General features: G+C 72.3%; 27 protein-coding genes. 21 read left to right on the top strand and 6 right to left on the bottom strand.

Translation table 11 applies throughout. The features are described from left to right. The first annotated feature begins 125 nt into the window (after positions 1-125). Both ACZ4NT_RS23825 and ACZ4NT_RS23820 read left to right on the top strand, forming a co-directional pair. Positions 126-479, top strand: coding sequence for a hypothetical protein (locus ACZ4NT_RS23825; protein WP_121404787.1), 354 nt, complete (start codon positions 126-128; stop codon positions 477-479). 464 nt (positions 480-943) lie between these two features. Beyond that, positions 944-2,050, top strand: a complete 1,107-nt coding sequence (locus ACZ4NT_RS23820; RefSeq protein ID WP_121403703.1) for an amidohydrolase family protein — start codon at positions 944-946, stop codon at positions 2,048-2,050. Between the two features lie 24 nt (positions 2,051-2,074). On the opposite strand, the gene ACZ4NT_RS23815 is transcribed toward ACZ4NT_RS23820, so the two are convergent. Genes ACZ4NT_RS23815 through ACZ4NT_RS23800 form a run of 4 tightly spaced genes read right to left on the bottom strand, consistent with a single transcriptional unit; the run spans position 2,075 to position 5,726 of the window. Then, entirely contained in the window at positions 2,075-3,082 is a 1,008-nt protein-coding gene (locus tag ACZ4NT_RS23815) for a COX15/CtaA family protein (protein ID WP_121403704.1), read from the bottom strand. A gap of 42 nt (positions 3,083-3,124) precedes the next feature. Further along, positions 3,125-3,895 carry an ABC transporter permease gene (locus ACZ4NT_RS23810; protein ID WP_121403705.1) on the bottom strand — a complete coding sequence of 257 codons (771 nt, stop codon included), beginning with the start codon at positions 3,893-3,895 and terminating at the stop codon, positions 3,125-3,127. Next, positions 3,892-4,815 (bottom strand): ABC transporter ATP-binding protein, encoded by a 924-nt coding sequence (locus tag ACZ4NT_RS23805; protein WP_121404788.1) that lies wholly within the window; start codon positions 4,813-4,815, stop codon positions 3,892-3,894. Before ACZ4NT_RS23805 ends, ACZ4NT_RS23810 begins: the two co-directional genes overlap by 4 nt. A gap of 11 nt (positions 4,816-4,826) precedes the next feature. After that, positions 4,827-5,726: an AAC(3) family N-acetyltransferase gene (locus ACZ4NT_RS23800; RefSeq protein ID WP_467727460.1), complete on the bottom strand. Its 900-nt coding sequence runs from the start codon at positions 5,724-5,726 to the stop codon at positions 4,827-4,829. A 159-nt stretch (positions 5,727-5,885) separates the two neighbouring features. Here ACZ4NT_RS23800 and ACZ4NT_RS23795 point away from each other — a divergent pair, with 159 nt between their 5' ends. The 13 genes from ACZ4NT_RS23795 (at position 5,886) to dapD (ending at position 16,481) form a co-directional block, all read left to right on the top strand. Further along, a complete protein-coding gene (locus ACZ4NT_RS23795; protein ID WP_121403707.1) occupies positions 5,886-6,608 on the top strand; it encodes a helix-turn-helix transcriptional regulator in 723 nt (240 codons plus the stop codon). Beyond that, positions 6,605-8,026 (top strand): Fe-S cluster assembly protein SufB, encoded by a 1,422-nt coding sequence (sufB, locus tag ACZ4NT_RS23790; RefSeq protein ID WP_121403708.1) that lies wholly within the window; start codon positions 6,605-6,607, stop codon positions 8,024-8,026. The genes ACZ4NT_RS23795 and sufB overlap by 4 nt, the downstream gene beginning before the upstream one ends. Before the next feature lie 61 nt (positions 8,027-8,087). After that, positions 8,088-9,269: a Fe-S cluster assembly protein SufD gene (gene sufD / locus ACZ4NT_RS23785; RefSeq protein ID WP_121403709.1), complete on the top strand. Its 1,182-nt coding sequence runs from the start codon at positions 8,088-8,090 to the stop codon at positions 9,267-9,269. Beyond that, on the top strand, positions 9,269-9,595 hold the full coding sequence (locus ACZ4NT_RS23780; protein WP_121403710.1) for a non-heme iron oxygenase ferredoxin subunit: 327 nt from the start codon (positions 9,269-9,271) through the stop codon (positions 9,593-9,595). The genes sufD and ACZ4NT_RS23780 overlap by 1 nt, the downstream gene beginning before the upstream one ends. 7 nt (positions 9,596-9,602) lie before the next feature. Further along, positions 9,603-10,367: a Fe-S cluster assembly ATPase SufC gene (sufC, locus tag ACZ4NT_RS23775; RefSeq protein WP_121403711.1), complete on the top strand. Its 765-nt coding sequence runs from the start codon at positions 9,603-9,605 to the stop codon at positions 10,365-10,367. After that, positions 10,364-11,620 carry a cysteine desulfurase gene (locus ACZ4NT_RS23770; RefSeq protein WP_121403712.1) on the top strand — a complete coding sequence of 419 codons (1,257 nt, stop codon included), beginning with the start codon at positions 10,364-10,366 and terminating at the stop codon, positions 11,618-11,620. Before sufC ends, ACZ4NT_RS23770 begins: the two co-directional genes overlap by 4 nt. 15 nt (positions 11,621-11,635) lie before the next feature. Continuing rightward, on the top strand, positions 11,636-12,100 hold the full coding sequence (gene sufU, locus ACZ4NT_RS23765) for a Fe-S cluster assembly sulfur transfer protein SufU (protein WP_121403713.1): 465 nt from the start codon (positions 11,636-11,638) through the stop codon (positions 12,098-12,100). Further along, positions 12,097-12,450 (top strand): metal-sulfur cluster assembly factor, encoded by a 354-nt coding sequence (locus tag ACZ4NT_RS23760; protein ID WP_121403714.1) that lies wholly within the window; start codon positions 12,097-12,099, stop codon positions 12,448-12,450. The genes sufU and ACZ4NT_RS23760 overlap by 4 nt, the downstream gene beginning before the upstream one ends. 189 nt (positions 12,451-12,639) lie before the next feature. Beyond that, complete coding sequence (locus ACZ4NT_RS23755) at positions 12,640-12,960, top strand: DMT family transporter (RefSeq protein ID WP_121403715.1); 321 nt, start codon at positions 12,640-12,642, stop codon at positions 12,958-12,960. Next, a complete protein-coding gene (locus ACZ4NT_RS23750; RefSeq protein WP_467727454.1) occupies positions 12,960-13,496 on the top strand; it encodes a TetR/AcrR family transcriptional regulator in 537 nt (178 codons plus the stop codon). The genes ACZ4NT_RS23755 and ACZ4NT_RS23750 overlap by 1 nt, the downstream gene beginning before the upstream one ends. A gap of 136 nt (positions 13,497-13,632) precedes the next feature. Then, the gene (locus ACZ4NT_RS23745) at positions 13,633-14,253 is read left to right on the top strand and encodes an RNA polymerase sigma factor (RefSeq protein ID WP_467727452.1); all 621 of its coding nucleotides are present in this window, start codon (positions 13,633-13,635) and stop codon (positions 14,251-14,253) included. Next, a complete protein-coding gene (locus tag ACZ4NT_RS23740; RefSeq protein WP_467727450.1) occupies positions 14,250-15,233 on the top strand; it encodes a CU044_5270 family protein in 984 nt (327 codons plus the stop codon). Before ACZ4NT_RS23745 ends, ACZ4NT_RS23740 begins: the two co-directional genes overlap by 4 nt. Before the next feature lie 258 nt (positions 15,234-15,491). After that, positions 15,492-16,481 (top strand): 2,3,4,5-tetrahydropyridine-2,6-dicarboxylate N-succinyltransferase, encoded by a 990-nt coding sequence (gene dapD / locus ACZ4NT_RS23735; protein WP_467727448.1) that lies wholly within the window; start codon positions 15,492-15,494, stop codon positions 16,479-16,481. Positions 16,482-16,535: 54 nt separating this feature from the next. Here the strand turns inward: dapD and ACZ4NT_RS23730 are convergent, their stop codons facing one another. Next, on the bottom strand, positions 16,536-17,042 hold the full coding sequence (locus tag ACZ4NT_RS23730) for a hypothetical protein (protein WP_121403720.1): 507 nt from the start codon (positions 17,040-17,042) through the stop codon (positions 16,536-16,538). Positions 17,043-17,178: 136 nt separating this feature from the next. On the opposite strand from ACZ4NT_RS23730, the gene ACZ4NT_RS23725 reads away from it, so the two are divergent. Both ACZ4NT_RS23725 and ACZ4NT_RS23720 read left to right on the top strand, forming a co-directional pair. Next, positions 17,179-17,736, top strand: a complete 558-nt coding sequence (locus ACZ4NT_RS23725; RefSeq protein WP_121404789.1) for a SigE family RNA polymerase sigma factor — start codon at positions 17,179-17,181, stop codon at positions 17,734-17,736. Beyond that, entirely contained in the window at positions 17,733-18,947 is a 1,215-nt protein-coding gene (locus tag ACZ4NT_RS23720) for a WD40 repeat domain-containing protein (RefSeq protein ID WP_467727445.1), read from the top strand. The genes ACZ4NT_RS23725 and ACZ4NT_RS23720 overlap by 4 nt, the downstream gene beginning before the upstream one ends. A gap of 112 nt (positions 18,948-19,059) precedes the next feature. Here the strand turns inward: ACZ4NT_RS23720 and dapA are convergent, their stop codons facing one another. After that, the gene (dapA, locus tag ACZ4NT_RS23715) at positions 19,060-19,929 is read right to left on the bottom strand and encodes a 4-hydroxy-tetrahydrodipicolinate synthase (RefSeq protein WP_467727519.1); all 870 of its coding nucleotides are present in this window, start codon (positions 19,927-19,929) and stop codon (positions 19,060-19,062) included. A gap of 284 nt (positions 19,930-20,213) precedes the next feature. On the opposite strand from dapA, the gene ACZ4NT_RS23710 reads away from it, so the two are divergent. The 4 genes from ACZ4NT_RS23710 to ACZ4NT_RS23695 are packed head-to-tail and all read left to right on the top strand — an operon-like array spanning position 20,214 to position 21,983. Continuing rightward, positions 20,214-20,351: a hypothetical protein gene (locus ACZ4NT_RS23710; RefSeq protein ID WP_183116881.1), complete on the top strand. Its 138-nt coding sequence runs from the start codon at positions 20,214-20,216 to the stop codon at positions 20,349-20,351. Next, positions 20,348-21,010: a hypothetical protein gene (locus ACZ4NT_RS23705; RefSeq protein WP_467727443.1), complete on the top strand. Its 663-nt coding sequence runs from the start codon at positions 20,348-20,350 to the stop codon at positions 21,008-21,010. Before ACZ4NT_RS23710 ends, ACZ4NT_RS23705 begins: the two co-directional genes overlap by 4 nt. Before the next feature lie 53 nt (positions 21,011-21,063). Beyond that, complete coding sequence (locus ACZ4NT_RS23700; RefSeq protein ID WP_183116882.1) at positions 21,064-21,489, top strand: phage holin family protein; 426 nt, start codon at positions 21,064-21,066, stop codon at positions 21,487-21,489. Next, positions 21,486-21,983 carry a DUF3618 domain-containing protein gene (locus ACZ4NT_RS23695; protein WP_467727442.1) on the top strand — a complete coding sequence of 166 codons (498 nt, stop codon included), beginning with the start codon at positions 21,486-21,488 and terminating at the stop codon, positions 21,981-21,983. Before ACZ4NT_RS23700 ends, ACZ4NT_RS23695 begins: the two co-directional genes overlap by 4 nt. Positions 21,984-22,280: the final 297 nt, after the last annotated feature.

Genomic DNA, 22,280 nt, shown 5'->3' with positions numbered 1-22,280 from the left:
GGTTTTTTCGGTTCCCTCTTTCTCTGGACCCTCCTCCCCCCCCCCCCCCCCACCTTCCCCCCCCCCCCCCCCCCCCCCCCCCCCGCCCGTCGCCGTTTGATCTACCCGTGGGTAGCATCCTGGCCATGGCAGACACCGAGCAGGTTGACGAGAGCACCGGCGCCACGCAGGACGCCAAGGCCGAGCGCAGGGCGACCCGCCTCGCCAAGGAGATCTCCGCGTTCGCCGACGCGCACGGCGGAACCGAGGGACACGTCGAGTACCTCGGGCAGCGGGGCGCCCGGATCGTGCTCGTCGGCGCCGACGGCGGCTGGGGCGACCTGGTGGCCCCCACGCACGCCATCGCCGAGCAGGCCGTGAAGAAGTCCGGCATCACCGTGCACGAGGAGTTCGACGGCGAGTTCGCCGCCAAGGTGCAGACGGGCCCGTACGAGTGGAAGCGCATGGCAGGCCTCCAACTCGGCACCCCCCGAGCCTGACCCCCACCCCCGACGCGCCCCGCCCAGGGGCGCGGGGAACGGCCCCACACCCGCACCCGAGGAACCGGCCCGGGCCCGCTCAGGGGCGCGAGGAACCGCGCACGCAGCCCCCACGCACCCGCACCCGAGGAACCGGCCCGGGCCCGCCCGGGGGCGCGGGGAACGGCGCGCCCAGCCCCCCACGCACCGGCACCCGAAGAACCGGCCCGGGCCCGCCCGGGGGCGCGGGGAACGGCGCGCCCAGCCCCCACACACCCGCACCCGAAGAACCGGGCCGGGCCCCCGCCCAGGGGCGCGAGGAACCGCGCACGCAGCCCCAGAGCACCCGCACCCGAAGGCCCCGGGCCCACCGGGAAACAGCAAACCAAGCGGAGCGCCTTCGCACGGGGTGTGCGCCAGCAACACCTGACGCCCGGTTCACCCGTTAGGACCTGAGAACGCACGGTCCACTCACGGGAGCCCGGATGATCGAAACGCCGTCCCTAGTGGACCAGTACTGCCACGGAGTGCTCCGCACGGAGCTGGGCCTCGGCACCTTCGAGGCCCACCTCTCCCGTACGGAGGGCCCCGCCGCCCCCGGCACCACCTTCTTCGACACCCAGACGGGCTTCGCGGTACGCCGCTGGTGCCCGCCCCTGCTGGGGCTCGAACCGCACTGCCCGCCGGCGCACTACCTCGCCCGGCGCCGCGAACTCGGCGTCCTGGAGGCGGGCCGCAGGCTGCTGCGGGGCAGCGGCATCACCACGTACCTCGTCGACACCGGGCTGCCCGGCGACCTCACGGGACCCCGCGAGATGGCGTCCGCCGGGGCCGCCCAGGCCCACGAGGTGATCCGGCTGGAGCTGCTCGCGGAGCAGGTCGCCGACACCTCCGGCACCGTCGAGTCGTTCCTCGCCAACCTCGCCGAGTCCGTGCACGGCGCGGCCTCCACCGCCGTCGCCTTCACCTCCGTGGCGGGCATGCGGCACGGCCTCGCGCTCGCTCCCGAGCCGCCGGGACCGGGGGAGGTGCGGGGCGCCGCCGGCCGCTGGCTCGCCGCCCGGCGGGTGGGCGGGGAGCTGAGCGACCCGGTCCTGCTGAGACATCTGCTGTGGGTGGCGGTGGCGTCGGGACTGCCCCTGCAGCTCCACGCCGGCGTCGGCGAGCCCGGACTGCGCATCGACCGCACCGATCCCGCCCTGCTCACCGACTTCGCCCGGGCCACCGCGGGACTCGGCACCGATCTCGTCCTGCTGCACGGCTATCCGTACCACCGTCATGCGGCACACCTGTCCGGGGTCTTCCCGCACGTGTACGCCGACCTGGGCGCCGCGCTGGTGCGCACCGGGGCGAGGGCGGCCGCCGTCCTCGCGGAGATCCTGGAGCTGGCGCCGTTCGGCAAGCTCCTCTTCTCCAGCGGTGCGCACGGGCTGCCGGAACTGCACGTGGTGGGCGCCCGCCTCTTCCGCGAGGCGCTCTCGCGGGTGCTGGGCACCTGGGTCGCCGAGGGCGCGTGGTCCCTGTCGGACGCCCAGCGGGTCGCGGGCCTCATCGCGGCCGGCAACGCGCGCCGGGTGTACGCCCTGGAATGACGCCGGCGGCCGGATACGAGGACGTCAGGCGCGCGTGAGGGACGACTCCGCCGCGGGGCCCGGGAGGTCCGCCACCGCGTCCGGGCGCTCCCGGAGTGCCAGGAGCACGCGCAGGACGCCGATCCAGACCAGGCAGGACCCGAGCATGTGGAGCCCGACCAGCGCCTCCGGGAGGTCCGTGAAGTACTGGACGTAGCCGATGACGCCCTGTCCGAGGAGGATCAGGAACAGGTCGCGGGTGCGGTTCAGGGGGCCCTTGGGGGCGTCGACCGCCTTGAGGACGAACCACAGGGCGAAGGTCAGCGTGACGACGATCCAGGCCAGGACCGCGTGCAGCTTGCTGACGGTCTCCCAGTCGAGCGGCATGCGGGCGACGTCGCTGGAGTCACCCGCGTGCGGACCCGCGCCGGTGACGACGGTGCCCACCGCGATCAGCAGCCCGGAGGCGGCGACCAGGACCCACACCAGCTGCTGCACGGCCCCGCCGACCAGGGGACGCGGCTCGGCGTCGCCCTCGCGGGTGCGCTGCCACATCACCGTGGCGACCGTGATCAGCGCCGTGGAGAGCAGGAAGTGGGCCGCGACCGTGTACGGGTTGAGGCCGACCAGCACCACGATCCCGCCGAGGATCGCGTTGCCCATGACGACCCAGAACTGCGCCCAGCCCAGCCGGGTGAGGCTGCGCCGCCACGGCTTCTGCGCCCGCGCGGCGACGATCGCCCAGCCGACCGCGGCACACAGCACGTAGGTCAGCAGCCGGTTGCCGAACTCGATGACGCCGTGGAAGCCCATGGCGCTGGTCGTGGTCAGCGAGTCGTCGGTGCACTTGGGCCAGGTCGGGCAGCCGAGCCCGGAGCCGGTCAGCCGCACGGCACCGCCGGTGACCACGATGACCACGGCCATGACGAGGGCGGCGAGAGCCGCCCGCCGCACCGTCCGGGGCGTGGGGGTCCAGTGTTCGGCGATGAAGGAGAGCGGGGTACGCGCGGCGTGGGCCACGTCTGCTCGGGTCGCGTTTGGCACGCGCACCATCGTAGGCGGCGGCTTGTGCACGCCTTCACGAGGGGGAGGTCTCTACTCCCACCGGAAGAATCGGGCAGCCGCGCCGAGCCCCAGGACCGCCCACACGGCGAGGATCCCCAGGTCGGCCCACGGCATCCCCGCCCCGTGCTGCAGCACGTCCCGCAGTCCGTCCGAGAGGGCGGAGATCGGCAGCAGACCGAGCACGTCCTGGGCCCCGGACGGGAACTTGTCGAGCGGCACGATGACGCCGCCGCCGACCAGGAGCAGCAGGAAGACGAGGTTGGCGGCGGCCAGCGTGGCCTCCGCCTTCAGGGTGCCGGCCATCAGCAGCCCGAGGCCGGAGAAGGCGGCGGTGCCGAGGACGAGCAGGAGCAGGACGGCGAACGGGTTGCCGTGCGGCGACCAGCCGAGGCCGAGGGCGATCGCGGTCAGCAGGACCACCTGGAGGACCTCGGTGACCAGGACGGATGCCGTCTTCGCGGTCATCAGGGCCCAGCGCGGCAGCGGGGAGGCGGCGAGCCGCTTCAGGACGCCGTACCGGCGCTCGAAGCCCGTCGCGATGGCCTGCCCGGTGAACGCCGTCGACATCACGGCGAGCGCGAGGATGCCCGGGGCGAGGAAGTCGACGGCCTCGCCCTTGCCGGTGTCGACGATGTCCACCGTGCTGAACAGGACCAGCAGGAGTGTCGGGATGACGACCGTGAGGAGGAGCTGCTCGCCGTTGCGCAGCAGCATCTTCGTCTCCAGCGCCGCCTGGGCGCCGATCATCCGGGGGAGCGGCGCGGCTCCGGGCCGCGGGGAGTACGTACCGGCGGCGCTCATCCGCGCAGCTCCTTGCCCGTGAGTTCCAGGAAGACGTCTTCGAGGGTGTGGCGTTCGACGGAGATCTTCTCCGGCATCACCCCGTGCTGCGCGCACCAGGAGGTGACCGTCGCCAGCAGCTGCGGATCGACCTTGCCGCCCACGCGGTACGCGCCGGGCGTCAGCTCGACCGCCGTGCAGTCCGCCGGGAGGGCCTTCAGCAGGGACCCCACGTCGAGACCGGGGCGGCCGCTGAAGCGCAGGGTGTTCTCGGCGCCGCCGCGGCACAGCTGCTCGGGGGAGCCCTGCGCGACGACCCGGCCGGCGTCGATGATCGCCACGTCGTCCGCGAGTTCCTCGGCCTCGTCCATGTGGTGCGTGGTGAGGATGACGGACACGCCGTCGGTGCGCAGGTCGCGGACGAGGTCCCAGGTCGCGCGGCGGGCCTGCGGGTCGAGGCCCGCCGTGGGCTCGTCGAGGAAGACCAGCTCGGGGCGGCCGACCACGGCCATCGCGAGCGCGAGCCGCTGCTGCTGGCCGCCGGACAGCCTGCGGTACGTCGTACGGCCGCAGCCGCCCAGTCCCAGCCGCTCGATCAGTGCGTCCACGTCCAGCGGGTGCGCGTGCAGCCGGGCCACGTGGCGGAGCATCTCGTCGGCCCGCGCGCCCGAGTAGACGCCGCCGGACTGGAGCATGACCCCGATCCGGGGGCGCAGCCGGGCGGACTCCCGGACCGGGTCGAGGCCCAGGACGCGCACCGTGCCGGAGTCCGGCCTGCGGTACCCCTCGCAGGTCTCGACCGTCGTGGTCTTGCCCGCGCCGTTGGGGCCGAGTACGGCGGTGATGCCCGCCCCGGCCACCAGGTCGAGGCCGTCCACCGCGGTCTTCGTGCCGTACCGCTTCACCAGGGCCTGGACCTGGACCACGGGCTCGCTTCGCATGAAGCGCAAGTCTAGGGACGCGTCCGGTCGGCGCGGCGGGCGGGGCCCACGACCCGGACGCCGTCCCGGGGGCGCGCGCGGCCCGGCGGCGCCTCGTCGGTGATCCACTCCTCGCGCGAGCGGTGCAGCGCCAGCCACCGCTCCGCGTAGGCCACGGCGGCGGCCACGGGGAACAGCCGGGTGTCCGCGGCGCCCACCCGGCCGCGTACGACCGGCCGGTCCCGTTCGAAGTCGGCGCCCAGTTCCGCGAAGCGCTCGGAGGTGATCGACACCTCGGTGACCACCTCCCAGCGGCGGTCCCCGCCGGGTCCGAGGACGGGCCGGCCCACCTCGGCCGAGGGGGACGGGATGCGGTACTCGGCCAGGTGGAAGGCGGTGCACGCGTGATAGCCGGCGCCGAGCAGCACGACGCGGGCGCCCATGGCCTCCAGCCGGGCCAGCGGGCTGCGCTCGCCGAGCCGGCAGTCCGGGGCGTGTCCGTCCACGACCTCCGCCGCACGCGCGCCGAGGGCCGCGAACGAGGTCTGCGGGTGCGCGCTGCGCAGGGCGCCGGGCCAGGTGCGCACCGTCTCCGGGATCACGCCGACCCCGCGGCTGGGGGTGACGAGCGGGTCGTAGGCGGGCATCGCCGCCCGGATGTCCGGCCACCACTCCGCGGGGACCGGAGGGTCGCTCCACAGGGCCGGATCGGAGAGGTCGCCCGTCTGCGTGGGGACGACGAGCGTCCCGTCGGGGCCGAGTGCGTCGAGCAGCCCCTGGACCACGGCCGGCGCCCCGCCGCAGACCCAGCCGAGGGAGCTGAGGGAGGAGTGCGCCAGGAGCGTCTCGCCGGGGCGGACACCGAGCTCGCGCAGCTGTGCGGCGAGGCCGGGCCGGGTGACGAGTGGGCCGGTCGGAGGCGGTACGGGCACGTCCGGCAGTCTGCTCGACCGCTCCCGGGAGCGCCAGCGAATTGATCGATCAAAGATCGTTTGCGCAGGTCATCTTAGGTATGCCTAAGTGACGCAGGGCACCGTCCACGCCTCGGGCGCGGGTTGTCAGGCTCAAAGGAATTACGCAACAATGGCGTTGTGAAAAACGTTGGCGAGGCTCCGCAGGAGGAACTCGCGACCGGTGAGCGGTCCACCCGCAACCGCGTCGCGCGCTCCATCCTGGACCACGGCCCGTCGACCGTGGCCGACCTCGCCGGGCGGCTCAAACTCACCCAGGCGGCCGTCCGGCGCCACCTCGACGCGCTGGTCGCCGACACCGTGGTGGAGGCCCGCGAGCAGCGGGTCTACGGCGCGCGCACCCGGGGGCGCCCCGCGAAGGTGTTCGCCCTCACCGACTGCGGCCGGGACGCCTTCGACCAGTCCTACGACAAGCTCGCCGCGGACGCGCTGCGCTGGATCGCCGAGCGCGAGGGCGGTGACGAGGCGGTCGTCGCCTTCGCCCGCGCCAGGATCGCCGCCCAGGCAGGGGCCTACCGCGCCGCCATCGAGGCCGCGACCCCCGAGGAGCGCACCGAAGCGCTGGCCAGGGCGCTGAGCGCGGACGGGTACGCTGCTACGGCGCGCAGCGCACCGGTCGGCGAGCAGCTCTGCCAGCACCACTGCCCGGTCGCCCACGTCGCCGAGCAGTTCCCGCAGCTGTGCGAGGCGGAGACCGAGATCTTCTCCCAGCTGCTCGGTACGCACGTGCAGCGGCTGGCGACCATCGCCCATGGCGACGGCGTGTGCACCACGTTCATCCCCAAGATTTCCAAGACCACTGACAACGCATCTGCAAGCACGGCCGGGAGGAACCCCGCATGACGCTCCCCACGGAGACTGCTCACCCCGAACTCGAGGGCCTGGGCAAGTACGAATACGGCTGGGCCGACTCCGACACGGCCGGCGCCTCTGCGAAGCGCGGCATCAACGAGGACGTCGTCCGCGACATCTCGGCGAAGAAGAACGAGCCGGAGTGGATGACCAAGCTCCGTCTCAAGGGCTTGCGCCTGTTCGAGAAGAAGCCCATGCCGAACTGGGGCTCGGACCTGTCGGGCATCGACTTCGACAACATCAAGTACTTCGTGCGCTCCACGGAGAAGCAGGCGGAGTCCTGGGAGGACCTGCCCGAGGACATCAAGAACACGTACGACAAGCTCGGCATCCCCGAGGCGGAGAAGCAGCGCCTCGTCGCCGGTGTCGCGGCCCAGTACGAGTCCGAGGTCGTCTACCACCAGATCCGCGAGGACCTGGAGGAGCAGGGCGTCATCTTCCTGGACACCGACACCGCGCTGAAGGAGCACCCGGAGCTCTTCAAGGAGTACTTCGGCACCGTCATCCCGGTCGGTGACAACAAGTTCGCCTCGCTGAACACCGCCGTGTGGTCCGGCGGCTCGTTCATCTACGTCCCCAAGGGCGTGCACGTCGAGATCCCGCTCCAGGCCTACTTCCGTATCAACACGGAGAACATGGGCCAGTTCGAGCGGACGCTGATCATCGTCGACGAGGACGCCTACGTCCACTACGTCGAGGGCTGCACCGCGCCGATCTACAAGTCGGACTCCCTGCACTCCGCGGTGGTCGAGATCATCGTGAAGAAGGGCGCCCGCTGCCGCTACACGACCATCCAGAACTGGTCGAACAACGTCTACAACCTGGTCACCAAGCGCGCCGTGGCGTACGAGGGCGCGACCATGGAGTGGATCGACGGCAACATCGGCTCCAAGGTCACCATGAAGTACCCGGCCGTCTACCTGATGGGCGAGCACGCCAAGGGCGAGACGCTGTCCATCGCCTTCGCGGGCGAGGGCCAGCACCAGGACGCCGGCTCGAAGATGGTCCACATGGCGCCGAACACGTCCTCGAACATCGTGTCGAAGTCCGTGGCGCGCGGCGGCGGCCGTACGTCCTACCGCGGTCTCGTCGAGATCGGTGAGGGCGCCCACGGCTCGAAGTCGAACGTGCTGTGCGACGCGCTGCTCGTCGACACCATCTCCCGCTCGGACACGTACCCCTATGTGGACGTCCGCGAGGACGACGTGTCCATGGGCCACGAGGCGACCGTCTCCAAGGTCTCCGAGGACCAGCTCTTCTACCTGATGAGCCGCGGTCTCTCCGAGTTCGAGGCGATGGCCATGATCGTGCGCGGCTTCGTCGAGCCCATCGCGAAGGAGCTGCCCATGGAGTACGCCCTCGAACTCAACCGGCTGATCGAGCTGCAGATGGAGGGCGCGGTCGGTTAAGACCCGCCGCCCGGACACAGCCAGCGAACACTGACGCAGGAAAGAGAGCAGACCGACAGCCATGGCTGAGGCTACGAATATCCCGGTGGGGTCCACCACCGCCGGCCAGATCGCGGTGGCCGCCGAGTCGACCGTTGCCACGCGCATGAGCGCACCCCCGTCCTTCGACGTGCAGGACTTCCCGGTCCCGCACGGCCGTGAGGAGGAGTGGCGGTTCACCCCGCTGGAGCGCCTGCGCGGGCTGCACGACGGCACCGCGGTCGCCACCGGCGACGGCGTGAAGGTCGGCATCGAGGCGCCCGAGGGCGTCGTCGTCGAGACCGTCGGCCGCGACGACGCCCGGCTCGGCAGGGCGGGCACCCCGGTGGACCGCGTCGCCGCGCAGGCCTACTCGGCGTTCGAGAAGGCCGGTGTCGTCACCGTCCCCAAGGAGACGGTGCTCACCGAGCCGATCCGCATCGCCGTGCAGGGCCAGGGCGGGGTCGCCTACGGCCACCAGGTCATCGAGCTGGGAGCCTTCGCCGAGGCCGTCGTCGTCATCGACCACACCGGTGACGCCGTGCTCGCCGCCAACGTCGACTACGTCCTGGGGGACGGTGCCAAGCTCACCGTCGTCTCCGTCCAGGACTGGGACGACAAGGCCGTCCACGTGGGCCAGCACAACGCGCTCATCGGCCGGGACGCCACCTTCAAGTCCTTCGTGGTCACCTTCGGCGGCGACCTCGTGCGCCTGCACCCGCGCGTGCACTACGCGGGCACCGGCGGCGACGCCGAGCTGTTCGGCCTGTACTTCACGGACGCCGGCCAGCACCAGGAGCACCGCCTCCTCGTGGACCACAACACCCCGCACTGCAAGTCGAATGTCGCCTACAAGGGCGCGCTCCAGGGCGACGGCGCCCACGCGGTGTGGATCGGCGACGTCCTCATCGAGGCCAAGGCCGAGGGCACCGACACCTACGAGATGAACCGCAACCTGGTTCTGACCGACGGCGCCCGCGTCGACTCCGTGCCGAACCTGGAGATCGAGACCGGCGAGATCGTGGGCGCCGGCCACGCCTCCGCGACCGGCCGCTTCGACGACGAGCAGCTCTTCTACCTGATGGCCCGCGGCATCCCGGCCGACGACGCCCGCCGTCTGGTGGTCCGCGGCTTCTTCGCCGAGCTGGTCCAGCAGATCGGCGTCTCCGACATCCAGGAGCGCCTCCTCGCCAGGATCGACGAGGAGCTGGAGGCGTCGGTCTGATGACTGCTGCGTCCTTCGTACGCGCCTGTGCGCTGAGCGAGCTGGACGAGGACACCCCCAAGCGGGTGGAACTCGACGGCACGCCGGTGTCCGTGGTGCGCACCGAGGGCGAGGTGTTCGCGATCCACGACATCTGCTCGCACGCGAACGTCTCGCTCTCCGAGGGCGAGGTGGAGGACTGTCAGATCGAGTGCTGGCTGCACGGCTCCGCCTTCGACCTCCGCACCGGCAAGCCGTCCGGCCTTCCCGCGACGCGCCCCGTCCCCGTATACCCCGTAAAGATCGAAGGGGACGACGTGCTCGTCTCCCTCTCCCAGGAGTCCTGAGGCACCCATGGCAACGCTTGAAATCCGAGACCTGCACGTCACCGTCGAGGCCGACAACGCCACGAAGGAGATCCTCAAGGGCGTCGACCTCACCGTGAAGCAGGGCGAGACGCACGCCATCATGGGCCCGAACGGCTCCGGCAAGTCCACGCTCGCCTACTCGCTCGCGGGTCACCCGAAGTACACGATCACCGGCGGCACCGTCACCCTCGACGGCGAGGACGTCCTGGAGATGTCCGTGGACGAGCGTGCCCGCGCCGGCCTGTTCCTGGCGATGCAGTACCCGGTCGAGGTCCCCGGCGTCTCGGTCTCCAACTTCCTGCGCACCTCCGCCACCGCCATCCGCGGCGAGGCCCCCAAGCTGCGCACCTGGGTGAAGGAGGTCAAGGAGGCCATGGAGCGCCTCAACATGGACCCGTCCTTCGCCGAGCGCAACGTCAACGAGGGCTTCTCCGGCGGCGAGAAGAAGCGCCACGAGATCCTCCAGCTCGAACTGCTCAAGCCGAAGATCGCGGTCCTCGACGAGACGGACTCCGGTCTGGACGTCGACGCGCTCCGCATCGTCTCCGAGGGCGTCAACCGCGTCCGCGAGACCGGCGAGGTGGGCACGCTCCTCATCACGCACTACACGCGCATCCTGCGCTACATCAAGCCCGACCACGTCCACGTCTTCTCCGGCGGCCGCATCGTCGAGTCCGGCGGCGCCGAGCTCGCCGACAAGCTGGAGAACGAGGGTTACGAGGTATACACGAAGGGTGGCGCATCCGCGTGACACAGCTGCCGGGCCTCCTCGACACCGAGGCGATCCGCAAGGACTTCCCCATCCTGGACCGTCAGGTCCACGACGGTAAGAAGCTCGTGTACCTGGACAACGCGGCGACCTCGCAGAAGCCGCGCCAGGTGCTGGACGCCCTCAGTGGTTACTACGAGCGCTACAACGCCAACGTCCACCGCGGTGTGCATGTGCTCGCCGAGGAGGCCACGGCGCTGTACGAGGGCGCGCGCGACAAGGTCGCCGCGTTCATCAACGCGCCGAGCCGCGACGAGGTGATCTTCACCAAGAACGCCTCCGAGTCGCTCAACCTCGTGGCGAACATGCTGGGCTGGGCCGACGAGCCCTACCGCGTGGACCACGAGACCGAGATCGTCATCACGGAGATGGAGCACCACTCCAACATCGTCCCGTGGCAGCTGCTGTCGCAGCGCACCGGCGCGAAGCTGAAGTGGTTCGGCCTCACCGACGACGGCCGCCTCGACCTGTCCGACATCGAGGAGGTCATCACCGAGAAGACGAAGATCGTCTCCTTCGTGCTGGTCTCCAACATCCTGGGCACCGTCAACCCGGTCGAGGCGATAGTGCGCCGCGCCCAGGAGGTCGGCGCCCTGGTCCTGATCGACGCCTCGCAGGCCGCCCCGCACATGCCGCTGGACGTGCAGGCACTCCAGGCCGACTTCGTCGCCTTCACCGGCCACAAGATGTGCGGCCCGACCGGCATCGGCGTCCTGTGGGGCCGCCAGGAGCTCCTCGAGGACCTGCCCCCGTTCCTCGGTGGCGGCGAGATGATCGAGACGGTGTCGATGCACTCGTCGACGTACGCTCCCGCGCCGCACAAGTTCGAGGCGGGCACGCCCCCGATCGCGCAGGCGGTCGGCCTCGGCGCGGCCATCGACTACCTGAGCTCGATCGGCATGGACAAGATCCTCGCCCACGAGCACGCGCTCACCGAGTACGCGGTGCGGCGGCTGGCGGAGGTCCCGGACCTGAGGATCATCGGCCCGACCACGGCCGAGGACCGCGGTGCCGCGATCTCGTTCACCCTCGGTGACATCCATCCGCACGACGTGGGCCAGGTCCTGGACGAGCAGGGCATCGCCGTCCGGGTCGGACACCACTGCGCGCGCCCGGTGTGCCTGCGGTACGGAATTCCTGCGACGACGCGAGCGTCGTTCTATCTGTACTCCACGCCGACCGAGATCGACGCACTGGTCGACGGCCTGGAGCACGTACGGAACTTCTTCGGCTGAGGAGCTGGCTGAGTCGTGAAGCTTGATTCGATGTACCAGGAAGTCATCCTGGACCACTACAAGCACCCGCACGGGCGCGGTCTTCGGGATGGCGACGCCGAGGTGCACCACGTCAACCCCACGTGCGGCGACGAGATCACGCTGCGCGTGAAGTACGACGGCGAGCAGATCGCGGACATCTCGTACGAGGGTCAGGGCTGCTCGATCAGCCAGGCCTCGGCCTCCGTGCTGAACGAGCTCCTCGTCGGCAAGGAGCTGTCCGAGGCGCAGAAGGTCCAGGAGACCTTCCTGGAGCTGATGCAGTCCAAGGGCCGGATCGAACCGGACGACGCGATGGAGGAGGTGCTGGAGGACGCGGTCGCGTTCGCCGGTGTCTCCAAGTACCCGGCCCGGGTCAAGTGCGCCCTCCTGAGCTGGATGGCGTGGAAGGACGCGACGGCCCAGGCACTGGGTGAGAGCGCCGAGAGGAAGACGGCATGAGCGAGAACACTGTGGCATCCGAAGAGGGCCTGACGACGAAGCCGGCCTCGGAGGAGGAAGTCCGCGAGGCGCTGTACGACGTCGTCGACCCCGAACTGGGCATCGACGTCGTGAACCTCGGCCTCATCTACGGCATTCACATCGACGACGCGAACATCGCGACGATCGACATGACCCTGACGTCCGCGGCCTGCCCGCTCACCGACGTCATCGAGGACCAGGCCAAGTCCGCGACGGACGGCATCGTCAACGAACTGCGCATCAACTGGGTCTGGATGCCGCCGTGGGGCCCGGACAAGATCACGGACGACGGCCGCGAGCAGCTGCGCGCGCTCGGGTTCAACGTCTGACGCACCCCTTCGAAGAGGCCCCCGGCACACCGCCGTGGGCCTCTCGCATGTCCGCGCGCCCGTACGCGTCGCTCCCGGCCGACGCCGACACCCGGGCCGGCGCCGTGCGGGAGCCCGGCCCCTGCGCCGGGACGTCCACGGCTCCCGCGCTGTGTACGGGCGTACACATCGATGTGTACCCTCGTACACATGGGATACGTGCTGCTCGCCGGGGCCATCGCCGCCGAGGTGGCCGCCACGACCGCCATGAAGTACAGCGAGGGCTTCAGCAGACTCTGGCCGTCGCTGGTCACCCTCACCGGATACGTCGTCGCCTTCCTCCTGCTGGCGCAGACCCTGAAGACCGTGTCGGTCGGCACCGCCTACGCGATCTGGGCCGGCGCCGGAACCGCCGTCATCGCGGCCATCGGCATGCTGTTCCTGGGGGAGGGGATGAGCGCCGCCAAGCTCACCGGCATCGCGCTGATCATCGGCGGCGTCGTCGTGCTGAACCTGGGCGGGGCCCACTGATGGCGCGCCGCTACGACCCCGAGCGGCGCCGCCGGATCATCGAGGCCGCGATCCGGGTCGTGGGCGCCAAGGGCATCGCCGGGCTCAGCCACCGCTCCGTCGCCGCCGAGGCCGACGTGCCGCTCGGCTCCACCACGTACCACTTCAGGACTCTCGACGAACTGCTGGTCGCCGCGCTGCGCCAGGCCAACGAGGGTTTCGCGAAGGTGCTCGTGGCGCGCGGTGCCCTGGAGGACACCCGGGTCGATCTGGCCGGTGAACTGGCCGGACTGGTCGGCGAGTGGCTCGGCGGCGACCCCACCGGCGTCGAGCTGGAGTACGAGCTGTACCTCGCCGCCCTCCGGCGCCCCGCCCTGCGGCCCGTCGCCGCCGAGTGGTGCGAGGACCTCGTCGAGCGGCTCGCCCACCGCACCGACCCCGTCACCGCCCGCGCCCTCGTCGCCCTCATGGACGGAATCTGCCTGCAGGTCCTGCTGACCGGAGCGTCGTACGACGAGGAGTACGCACGCGAGGTCCTGGCGCGGATGATCCCGTGAGCGGTGCGCACGGCCCGCCCGCGGACCCGGAGTGATCCGGACGGGACCTCCTGATCCCCCGAAACCGTGAACCTTTCCGGGGCCCGGGGAGAACAGGCGGTGACAAGCTCGCCCCGAGCCGACAGACGGAGGCCCTGTGACCGGACCACCACGCCCGACGGAGCCGGTGGCACCGCCCCCGACGGAACGGGTGCAGGACGACGCCCGCGTCGTCGCCGGATCGCTGGAGCAACCGGAGCTGTTCGCCGGGCTCTACGACCGCTACGCAGCCGACATCCACCGGTACGTGACCCGGCGCCTCGGGGACGGCCCGGCCGACGACATCACGGCGGACACCTTTCTCACGGCGTTCCGCATCCGCGACCGCTACGACCTGACGCGTCCCAACGCGCGCCCCTGGCTGTACGGCATCGCGGGCAATCTCATCGGCAGGCAGCGCCGCGCCGAGGTGCGGGCGCTGCGCGCGCTGGCCCGTACCGGACACGACCCCGTCGCCGCCTCCTGGGTCGAGGACACGGACAGCCGGCTCGCCGCCCAGGGCCCGCTGGCCGGCGCCCTCGCGGCCCTGTCCGCGGGTGACCGGCACGTGCTGCTGCTCGTCGCCTGGGCCGACCTCGGCTACCAGGAGGTGGCGGAGGCGCTGGACATCCCGGTCGGCACGGTCCGCTCGCGGCTCAACAGGGCCCGGCGCAAGGTCCGTACGGCACTGGGAGCCGATCCGGCATTCGTGGGCGAAGCCGCGGAGGTGGCGCGATGAGGGACGACCTGACCGAGGTGCGTGAGCTGCGTGCCGACGCGCCCACGCCGGACCGGGCCCGGCTCGCGGCCGGGCGCACCCGCCTGATCGAGGCCGCCGGAGCGCGCGCGGCGCGCCGCGCGCCGTGGGCCGGGCGTCGTTTCGTGATCGCCGGTGTGGTCGCGGCGGTGACAGCCGTCGCCGTTCTCGCGTCGGTGCTGGTGGACGGGAGCGACGCCGGACGGAAGGTGTCGCCGGCGGCCTCCCCGAGCGCGGGGCTGAAGGGGATCGGCGCCAAGGAGCTGCTGGAGCGGGCGGCGCGGGTGGTGGAGAAGGAGCCCGACGACGCCGTGCCCCGGGCCGACCAGTGGATCTACACGAAGAGTGTCCAGGAGGGCGAGAACACCCTGGCGCACCGCGAGCAGCGGTCGCTCTACACCACCGAGCACTGGATCCGCTACGACGGGAGTGCCGTCGCCGACCGCATGCCCTACGAGGGCGCGAAGCTCACCGTCCGCACGATGCACCTGGAGAACGGGGGAGAGGGTGACGACCGCTCGCCCCGCGAGATGCACCGGTTCCTCTCCACGCTGCCCGCCGACGGCAAGGGGACGCTCGCCGCGATCCGCGAGGCGCACGCCATCGGGGACGTCGAGGGCGAGACACGGACCCAGCGGGACTACCGCGAGATCAGCGTCCTCCTCGACGCCGACGTGATGCCGTCCCGGGGACTCGCCGGGCTCTACCGGGCCCTCGCGAGCCTGCCCGGCGGCACGGTCACCGACCATCTGGTGACGAACGCCGCCGGACGCCGGGTGATCGCCGTCGGCTTCGACCGGGAATTCGACCCGAAGACGAACCGGCGGATGGCCGACGAGTGGCTGCTCGACCCGCAGACGTACCGGATCGTCGGGATGCGCATGGTCGAGGGCGACAAGGTCGTCGGCGGTGGCTCCACCGTCGCCGACGCCGTGGTCGACGAGGCGGGCCGCCGCGGCTGACCGCCGGCCGAGGGACACGGGCGGCCCGCGCCACGGGGGTGCGGGGGCGGCCCGGCAGGCCTTCCGGCCCCGGTACGGCCCTCGGCCGGGTCCTGCCCGGAGAGGGCGGCCGGGGTCCCGTTCCGGAGGTTGCCTCCGGCTTCGGAACGTACAGGGCGCCGTCCCGCGGTGACCGAGCGCTGGTCCGTACGGCCCGGTCTCTGAGACGGGCCGTGAGCGGGTTCGCCTCCGCGGCCCTCGGCCGGTTAGGTTGCCCTCATGACCGACACGACTGCTACTCGCACCACCGGCGCCGTCGCCGCCGGGCTCGCCACCCTCACCGCCGACGGCACCGTCCTCGACACCTGGTTCCCCGCCCCCGAGCTGTCCGCCGAGCCCGGCCCCGCCGGCACCGAACGGCTGTCCGCCGAGCGGGCCGTGGAGCTCCTCGGCGAGGGCGCGGCCAAGGCCATCGGGCCCGACGCCCGCCGTGGCGTCGAGGTGGTCGCGGTCCGTACGGTCATCGCCTCCCTGGACGAGAAGCCGATCGACGCGCACGACGTGTACCTGCGACTGCACCTGCTCTCGCACCGCCTGGTGCAGCCGCACGGCCAGAGCCTGGACGGCATCTTCGGCCACCTCGCCAACGTCGCCTGGACCTCGCTCGGCCCGGTCGCCGTCGACGACGTCGAGAAGACGCGCCTGAACGCCCGCGCGGAAGGCCTGCACCTGCAGGTGACGTCGATCGACAAGTTCCCGCGCATGACCGACTACGTCGCGCCGAAGGGCGTCCGCATCGCCGACGCCGACCGGGTCCGGCTCGGCGCGCACCTCGCCGAGGGCACGACCGTCATGCACGAGGGCTTCGTGAACTTCAACGCGGGCACGCTCGGCACGTCGATGGTCGAGGGCCGCATCTCGGCCGGCGTGGTCGTCGGCGACGGTTCCGACATCGGCGGCGGCGCCTCGACGATGGGCACCCTCTCCGGCGGCGGGAACGTCCGCATCACCATCGGCGAGCGCTGCCTCATCGGCGCCGAGGCCGGCGTCGGTATCGCGCTGGGCGACGAGTGCGTGGTGGAGGCCGGTCTGTACGTCACCGCCGGCACCCGCGTCACGATGCCCGACGGGCAGATCGTCAAGGCCCGCGAGCTCTCGGGCGCCTCGAACATCCTCTTCCGCCGCAACTCGGTCACGGGCACGGTCGAGGCCCGCCCGAACAACGCGGTCTGGGGCGGTCTGAACGACGTCCTGCACAGCCACAACTAGTCGGTCCCACGCCGCGCCGAGCGCCCTCCCGTCCACCGACGGGAGGGCGCTCGGTCATCCGGCCCGTACGTTCGCCGCGAACCGGGCGAGCGCCTCGAAGTCGCCCTCGCGCAGCCCGATCCGCGGGTTCACGTGGTGCAGAAGGGCGGGCCCCGGATGGCGGGCGGCCACGTACGCGTCGTCCGCCGGGCTCTGCTCGTCGTCGACCCACGCGAACGGGCGCCCACCCGCGTACGCGAGGATCGCCTCGGTCTTCCAGTGCACGCCGTCGGGCCGCTCGGTGAGCAGCGCGTCGCCGAAGTCGACGCAGGGAAGGTCGGGTAGGCCGACGACGGGCGCGATCCACCGGTTCGCGGAGTCCGTCCAGGTGGTGGCCCAGCACAGCTCGTAGCCGAGGCCGAGCAGCGCCGGCCCGTGCGCCGGGTTGAGCCAGACCCGCAGCGGTCGGCCCGGCCGTACCGCCGCCCGGATCGTCGTGTACCCCTCGGGCCGGCGCTCCGGCTGCGCCGCGTACGGGTTGAGGGGGCCGTCCACGTCGAGGAACAGCAGGGGTCTGCTCACCCGGCCAACGTACGGCAGGGGGGACGGACGCGCCGCCGCATTTTTTCCGGGGCCGAGGCATAGCGGCGGCCCGCCGGGAGCGTCACAAGAAGCACAGGGGCCGGGCACAGGGTCCGCCGGGGAAGAGAAGGTGACGATGGATGCCGAAGGGCAGGAGAGATTCCGGGAGTTCGTGGCGAACCGGTCGTCCGCGCTGCTGAAGACGGCCGTGCTGCTCAGCGGCGGGGACCGGCACGCGGCCGAGGACCTGCTGCAGAACGCCCTGATCAAAGCCGCCGGACGCTGGCACCGCATCGACGAACCCGAGGCCTACGTACGGCAGATCCTGTACCGCCAGCAGGTCAGCCGCTGGCGGCTGAAGTGGCCCCGCCGGGAACTGACCGTCGCCGAACCGCCGGAGGAGACGGCGGACGCGGACGCCTCCGCCGCGGCCGAACTGCGCGTGGTGATGCGCGGGGCGCTCGCCCGGCTCACCGCCCGGCAGCGCACCGTGCTGGTGCTGCGCTACTTCGAGGACCTGCCCGAGGCCGACGTCGCCCGCCTGCTGAACTGCACGGTCGGGACAGTCCGCTCCACGACGCACCGCTCGCTCGCACGGCTGCGCGCCCTCGCCCCCGAACTCGCCCCGCTCGGCCCGGCGGACGTCGAAGAGCGGCCGTCCCGTGACTTCTCGCCCATGGAGGTGCGCCCGTGAACGTCGACGAAGTGGTACGCGAGTCGCTCCGGGAGCAGGCCGACGAACAGCCGCCGCTCGGGCCGGACTTCGCCGACCGGGTGCTGACCGCCGGGCGCCGCCGCCGCACCCGTGCGCTCGCGTCCGTCGCCGCGGCCACCGCCGCCGTCGTCGCCGTCGCCGTGGCCGTTCCCCTGCTCGGTTCCGGCAAGGACGACGTGCGCCCGGCCAGCGAGATGAACCGGAGCGACATCATCGCCCACCCGGACCAGACCCCGCCCCGTGACCTGATCGCGGCCGGGGACACCGCGCTGGCCGCCTACTACACCCTGCACAACGTGCGGCAGAGCGCGAAGACCGCCGTCAACACCCGCGAGTACTCGCTGCTCGACCAGAAGACCGGCAAGTACGTCGAGGCCGCCAAGTGGTCCTACCTCAGCGTCGCGCCCGGGATGCGGACCGCCGCCGTCCTGGAGAAGGACCTGCCCGCCAAGCGGATCGGCATGCTCGATCTGCTGACCGGGAGGGTCGAGCGCTGGATCCCGGCCGAACGCGGGGTCGCGAGCGTCGAGTTCTCGCCCGACGGCGACAAGCTCGTCGCGACGACGTACGCCAAGAACCCCGATCTGCTGCACAAGGCGGACTACGACAGCGACGGCGACGGCAAGAACAACGACTGGACCCGGGACTTCGGCAGCACCGACCGCACCGGGTTCTACGTCGTCGACGTGGACTCCGGCAAGAGCTCCTGGGCCGCGGTGACGGACACGCGGGACGTCAACGCCCGCCAGGACTTCGCGTTCAGCGCCGACTCGAAGCTGGTGTACGGCGGGCTCATGAGCCGGCCCACCGAGCAGTTCTACGACTTCAAGGGCAACAAGGTCCCCAAGCCCGCGAACGAGAGGCACCTGCACTGGGGTGTCGAGGCGCGGCTCTCCCCCGACGGCAAGCTCGCCGCCGGCGGGTTCGCGGGCGGCGCGAAGACCACCGCCTCCGAGATCCTCGACCCCCGCTCCGGCAAGCGGGTCGCCAAGGTGCACGGGCAGCAGCTGCTTGCCTGGGTCGACGACAAGCGGCTGATCGCCTGGGACATCGACCCCGGGACGAACGAGTTCCACAACCGGCTGATGCTCGTCACCATCGGCAGCGACAGGGTCGTCCCGCTCAGCGGCTTCCGCAAGGGAACCGACGGCGCGGCCGGCCGCTGGAATCCGGTCTTCGCCCGGCGCTGAGGCGCCGGGCGGGGTGTGTCGGGCACCGAGCCGAGGGGGGCAGGGGGCGGACGGGGGCCGGCCCCGGCCCGGTTCTGACGGTGGGGGGCGGACGGGGGTCGGCCCGCGCCCGTCAGGACACCTCGGCGACCAGCTGCCCGTACACGGCCAGCAGCCCGTCGGCCGCCTCGCGGCCGGCGGGCCGCAGGGGCGCGCGGACGGGCCCGCCGGGCAGACCGAGCCTGCCGAGGAGTGCCTTGGCCGTGACCGCGCCGGGCAGTCCCGCGGCCATCATCAGCTCGGTGAGGCGGATGGTCCGCCGCTGCAGGCGGGCCGCGAGGGCGGTGTCACCCGCGTCGAACGCGTCGAGCACGGCCCGGAACTGACGCGGCGCCACGTTCGCCACCGTGCTGACACAGCCGGCGCCACCGATCGCGTAGAGGGCGAGGACGTGCTCGTCGCAGCCCGCGTAGTACGCCAACTCCGTCTCCGCCAGCACCTTCTGGGTGCCGAGCAGGTCGTACGCGCAGTCCTTGACCGCCACGATGCGGGGATGCTCCGCCAGCCGGATCAGCGTCTCCGGCTCGATACGGGTGCCCGTGCGCCCGGGGATGTCGTACAGGGCGAGTGGCAGTCCGGCGGCGTCCGCGACCTCCCGGAAGTGGGCCTCGACCGCGTCCTGCGGAGGCCGGCTGTAGTACGGGGGGACCACCAGCAGGCCGTCCGCGCCCGCCTTCTCGGCTCCCCGTGCCAGCTCGACGGTGTGCCGGGTGTCGGCTGTGCCGACGCCCGCGACGATCGGCACCCGCTCGCCGACCGCCGCGCGGACCGCGCGCACGAGCGCGGACTTCTCCGCGTCCGACGTCGTGGGCGACTCTCCCGTGGTGCCGGACAGCACCAGGCCGTCGCACCCCTCGTCGACCAGCCGGGCCGCGAGCCGCTGCGCTCCGTCGAGGTCGAGGGCGCCCGCCTCGGTGAAGGGGGTGACCATCGCACAGAGCATCCGTCCGAAGGGAGCGCCGGGTGTGACCCGGGCGGCGCCGCCCGCGCTGCGGTGTCCGGTGCCTTCCTCGGGCCCCGGCCGGGGCCCCGCCGTGGTGTCCGGTGTCGTCATGTGCACAGTCTCGGCTTCTGCTCAGTGAAGATCCACTTAATTCTCCTACGACATATCGGGGGCACTTGCTACACAATCCGCGGCGGTTCCCGGGGCAGGCACTAGTGCCAGAACGGCCTCTCATGGGTCACCATGGCCGAGTCGGAGGTCGACGGCAGATCACGGGAGGCACCATGAGGCTGGGCAAGGCACTCGCCACCGGAGTCGCGGAGGAGACCGGCACACCCGAGGAGGAGGCGGGCCTCCGGGTCGCCGAGGCCGTCGAGGAGCTCGAGGCGTCCGCGCCCGAAGAGGTCCCGGCCGCCCGATGAGGCTGCGGCTCCCCGAGGAACGCCCGACGGAGCCGCCGACCGGATACAAGATCGCCCACCCGGTGCTGTCCCATGACGGCACCCGGGCCGGGTTCACCGGCGTCTCACTGGGCGGTGCCCTGCCGTACGGAGTGCTGGACGAGGCGCGCTGCGTCTACGGGCGGCGCCATCGGGCACCGCACCGCCGCTGCGACTGCGGCTTCCACTGCGTGCACGACCGAACGGCGGCCGAGGCCCTGCTGTGCACCGCGGAGCACCGGGCGGCGGCCCTGCTGGAGGTCTCCGTCCTCGGCAACTACATCCGCTTCGAGCGCGGCTTCCGCTACGCCCGCCAGCGGGTCCGGACCGCCACGGTCGGCCCCTGCGCGTGCGGGGCGACGGCCGCGGCCCTGGCCGACGCGGGCTGGGGGCGCCCGGGCTGGCGCGCGCTGACGGCCGCCTGCGCAGGGTGCCTGCGCGCCCGTACGTCCCTCTCGCTCGCCGGATTCGCCCGGCTGGCCGGTGAGGGGATCCGGGTCCGGGCCGCCGCCGGGGCGGCTCCCGGGCCCGCCGGACCGGACGTCTCCGAACTGGTCGCGGAGGCCGCGCTGCTCCAGGCGCGGCTCGACTGGTTCCAGAGCCAGTTGGCCCGTCTGGACGAACGCGGACCGCAGGGGTAGCCCGGTCCGGTACGGGTACCCGGCCCTCCTCAAGCGAGAGGAGGCGGGACACCGTGACCGGGACCATGAACAGCAGGCCCGTGCGGGACGAACACGGGCACCAGTCGGTGGGCGAGCTCGTCGGCCAGGCCACCGAACAGCTCTCCCAGCTCGTGCGGCAGGAGATGACCCTCGCCAAGGAGGAGCTGGCGGAGAAGGGCCGGCGCGCGGGACGGGGCGGCGGGATGATCGGGGCGGGAGGCGCCGTCGGATACGTCGGGCTGATGGCCCTGTCCGGCACCGGCGTGGCCGCGCTCTCCCTGGTACTGCCCGTGTGGGCCGCCGCGCTCATCGTGACGGCGGTGCTCTTCGTGGTGGCCGGGGTACTGGCGGCCATGGGCCGGGCGCAGCTCCGCAAGGCCACACCACCCACACCCGAACAGGCGCTCGACAGCGTCAAGGCGGATGTCGACGAGATCAAGGAAAGGGCGCATCGATGACGAACGACAACACCGGCGCGAACGCCGCGAAGGCGGCCGGCGCACAGGTCCCCGGTGTGCAGCAGGGCTCCGGCCCGGAGCCGACCGGCGCGAAGCCCGGTTCGGACGCTCCGGAGTCGGTGGGGGCCAAGGGCCCCGACGAGCTGCGGCGGCAGATCGAGGAGACCCGGAGCCAGCTCGGCGACACCGTCGAGGAGCTGGCCGCGAAGGCGGACGTGAAGGCCCGGGCACAGGCGCGCGCCGCCGACCTCAGGGACCGGGCGGGCGCCATGACGGTCCAGATGAAGGGCACGGCGACCCAGGCCGGTCACGCCGTGCAGGGCAAGGCCGCCCAGGCCGGGCACGTGGTGCAGAAGAACGTTCCGGAGCCGGTGCGCAGCGCGGCCAGCACGGTCGTCGAGGCCGGACGGCGGCACCCCGGCCCGATCCTGATCGGGGCGGGCGCCGTCGTCGCGGCCGGTCTGCTGCTCCGGCGCCACAACGGACATCACTGAGCCACCCGGGCGGCGGTACCCGAACCGGTGCCGGTGACGCGCTCACCGGCACCGGCACTCGCGCGCGCCCGGGATCGCGACCGCGGCGGTGGGCCGCCCCGCCACCCCTGTGGCGACGGGCGGCACGAGAGACCGGCGAGCGGGGTGGGGGGAGGGGGGGGGGGGGGGGGGGGGGGGGAGGGGGGGAGGCGTGGGGGGGGGGGGGGGGGGGGGGGCGGGGCGGGGGGCGGGACGCGGGGGCCCGGAAGAGGGTGTTCGGCGTGGGCGGCAGTGCGACGACCGACGGCGGCGCCGGGG

This window comes from Streptomyces sp. NPDC026417, from assembly GCF_055567695.1.
The sequence above is the reverse complement of the archived record's forward strand: the minus strand, read 5'-3'. Positions and strand labels throughout refer to the sequence as shown.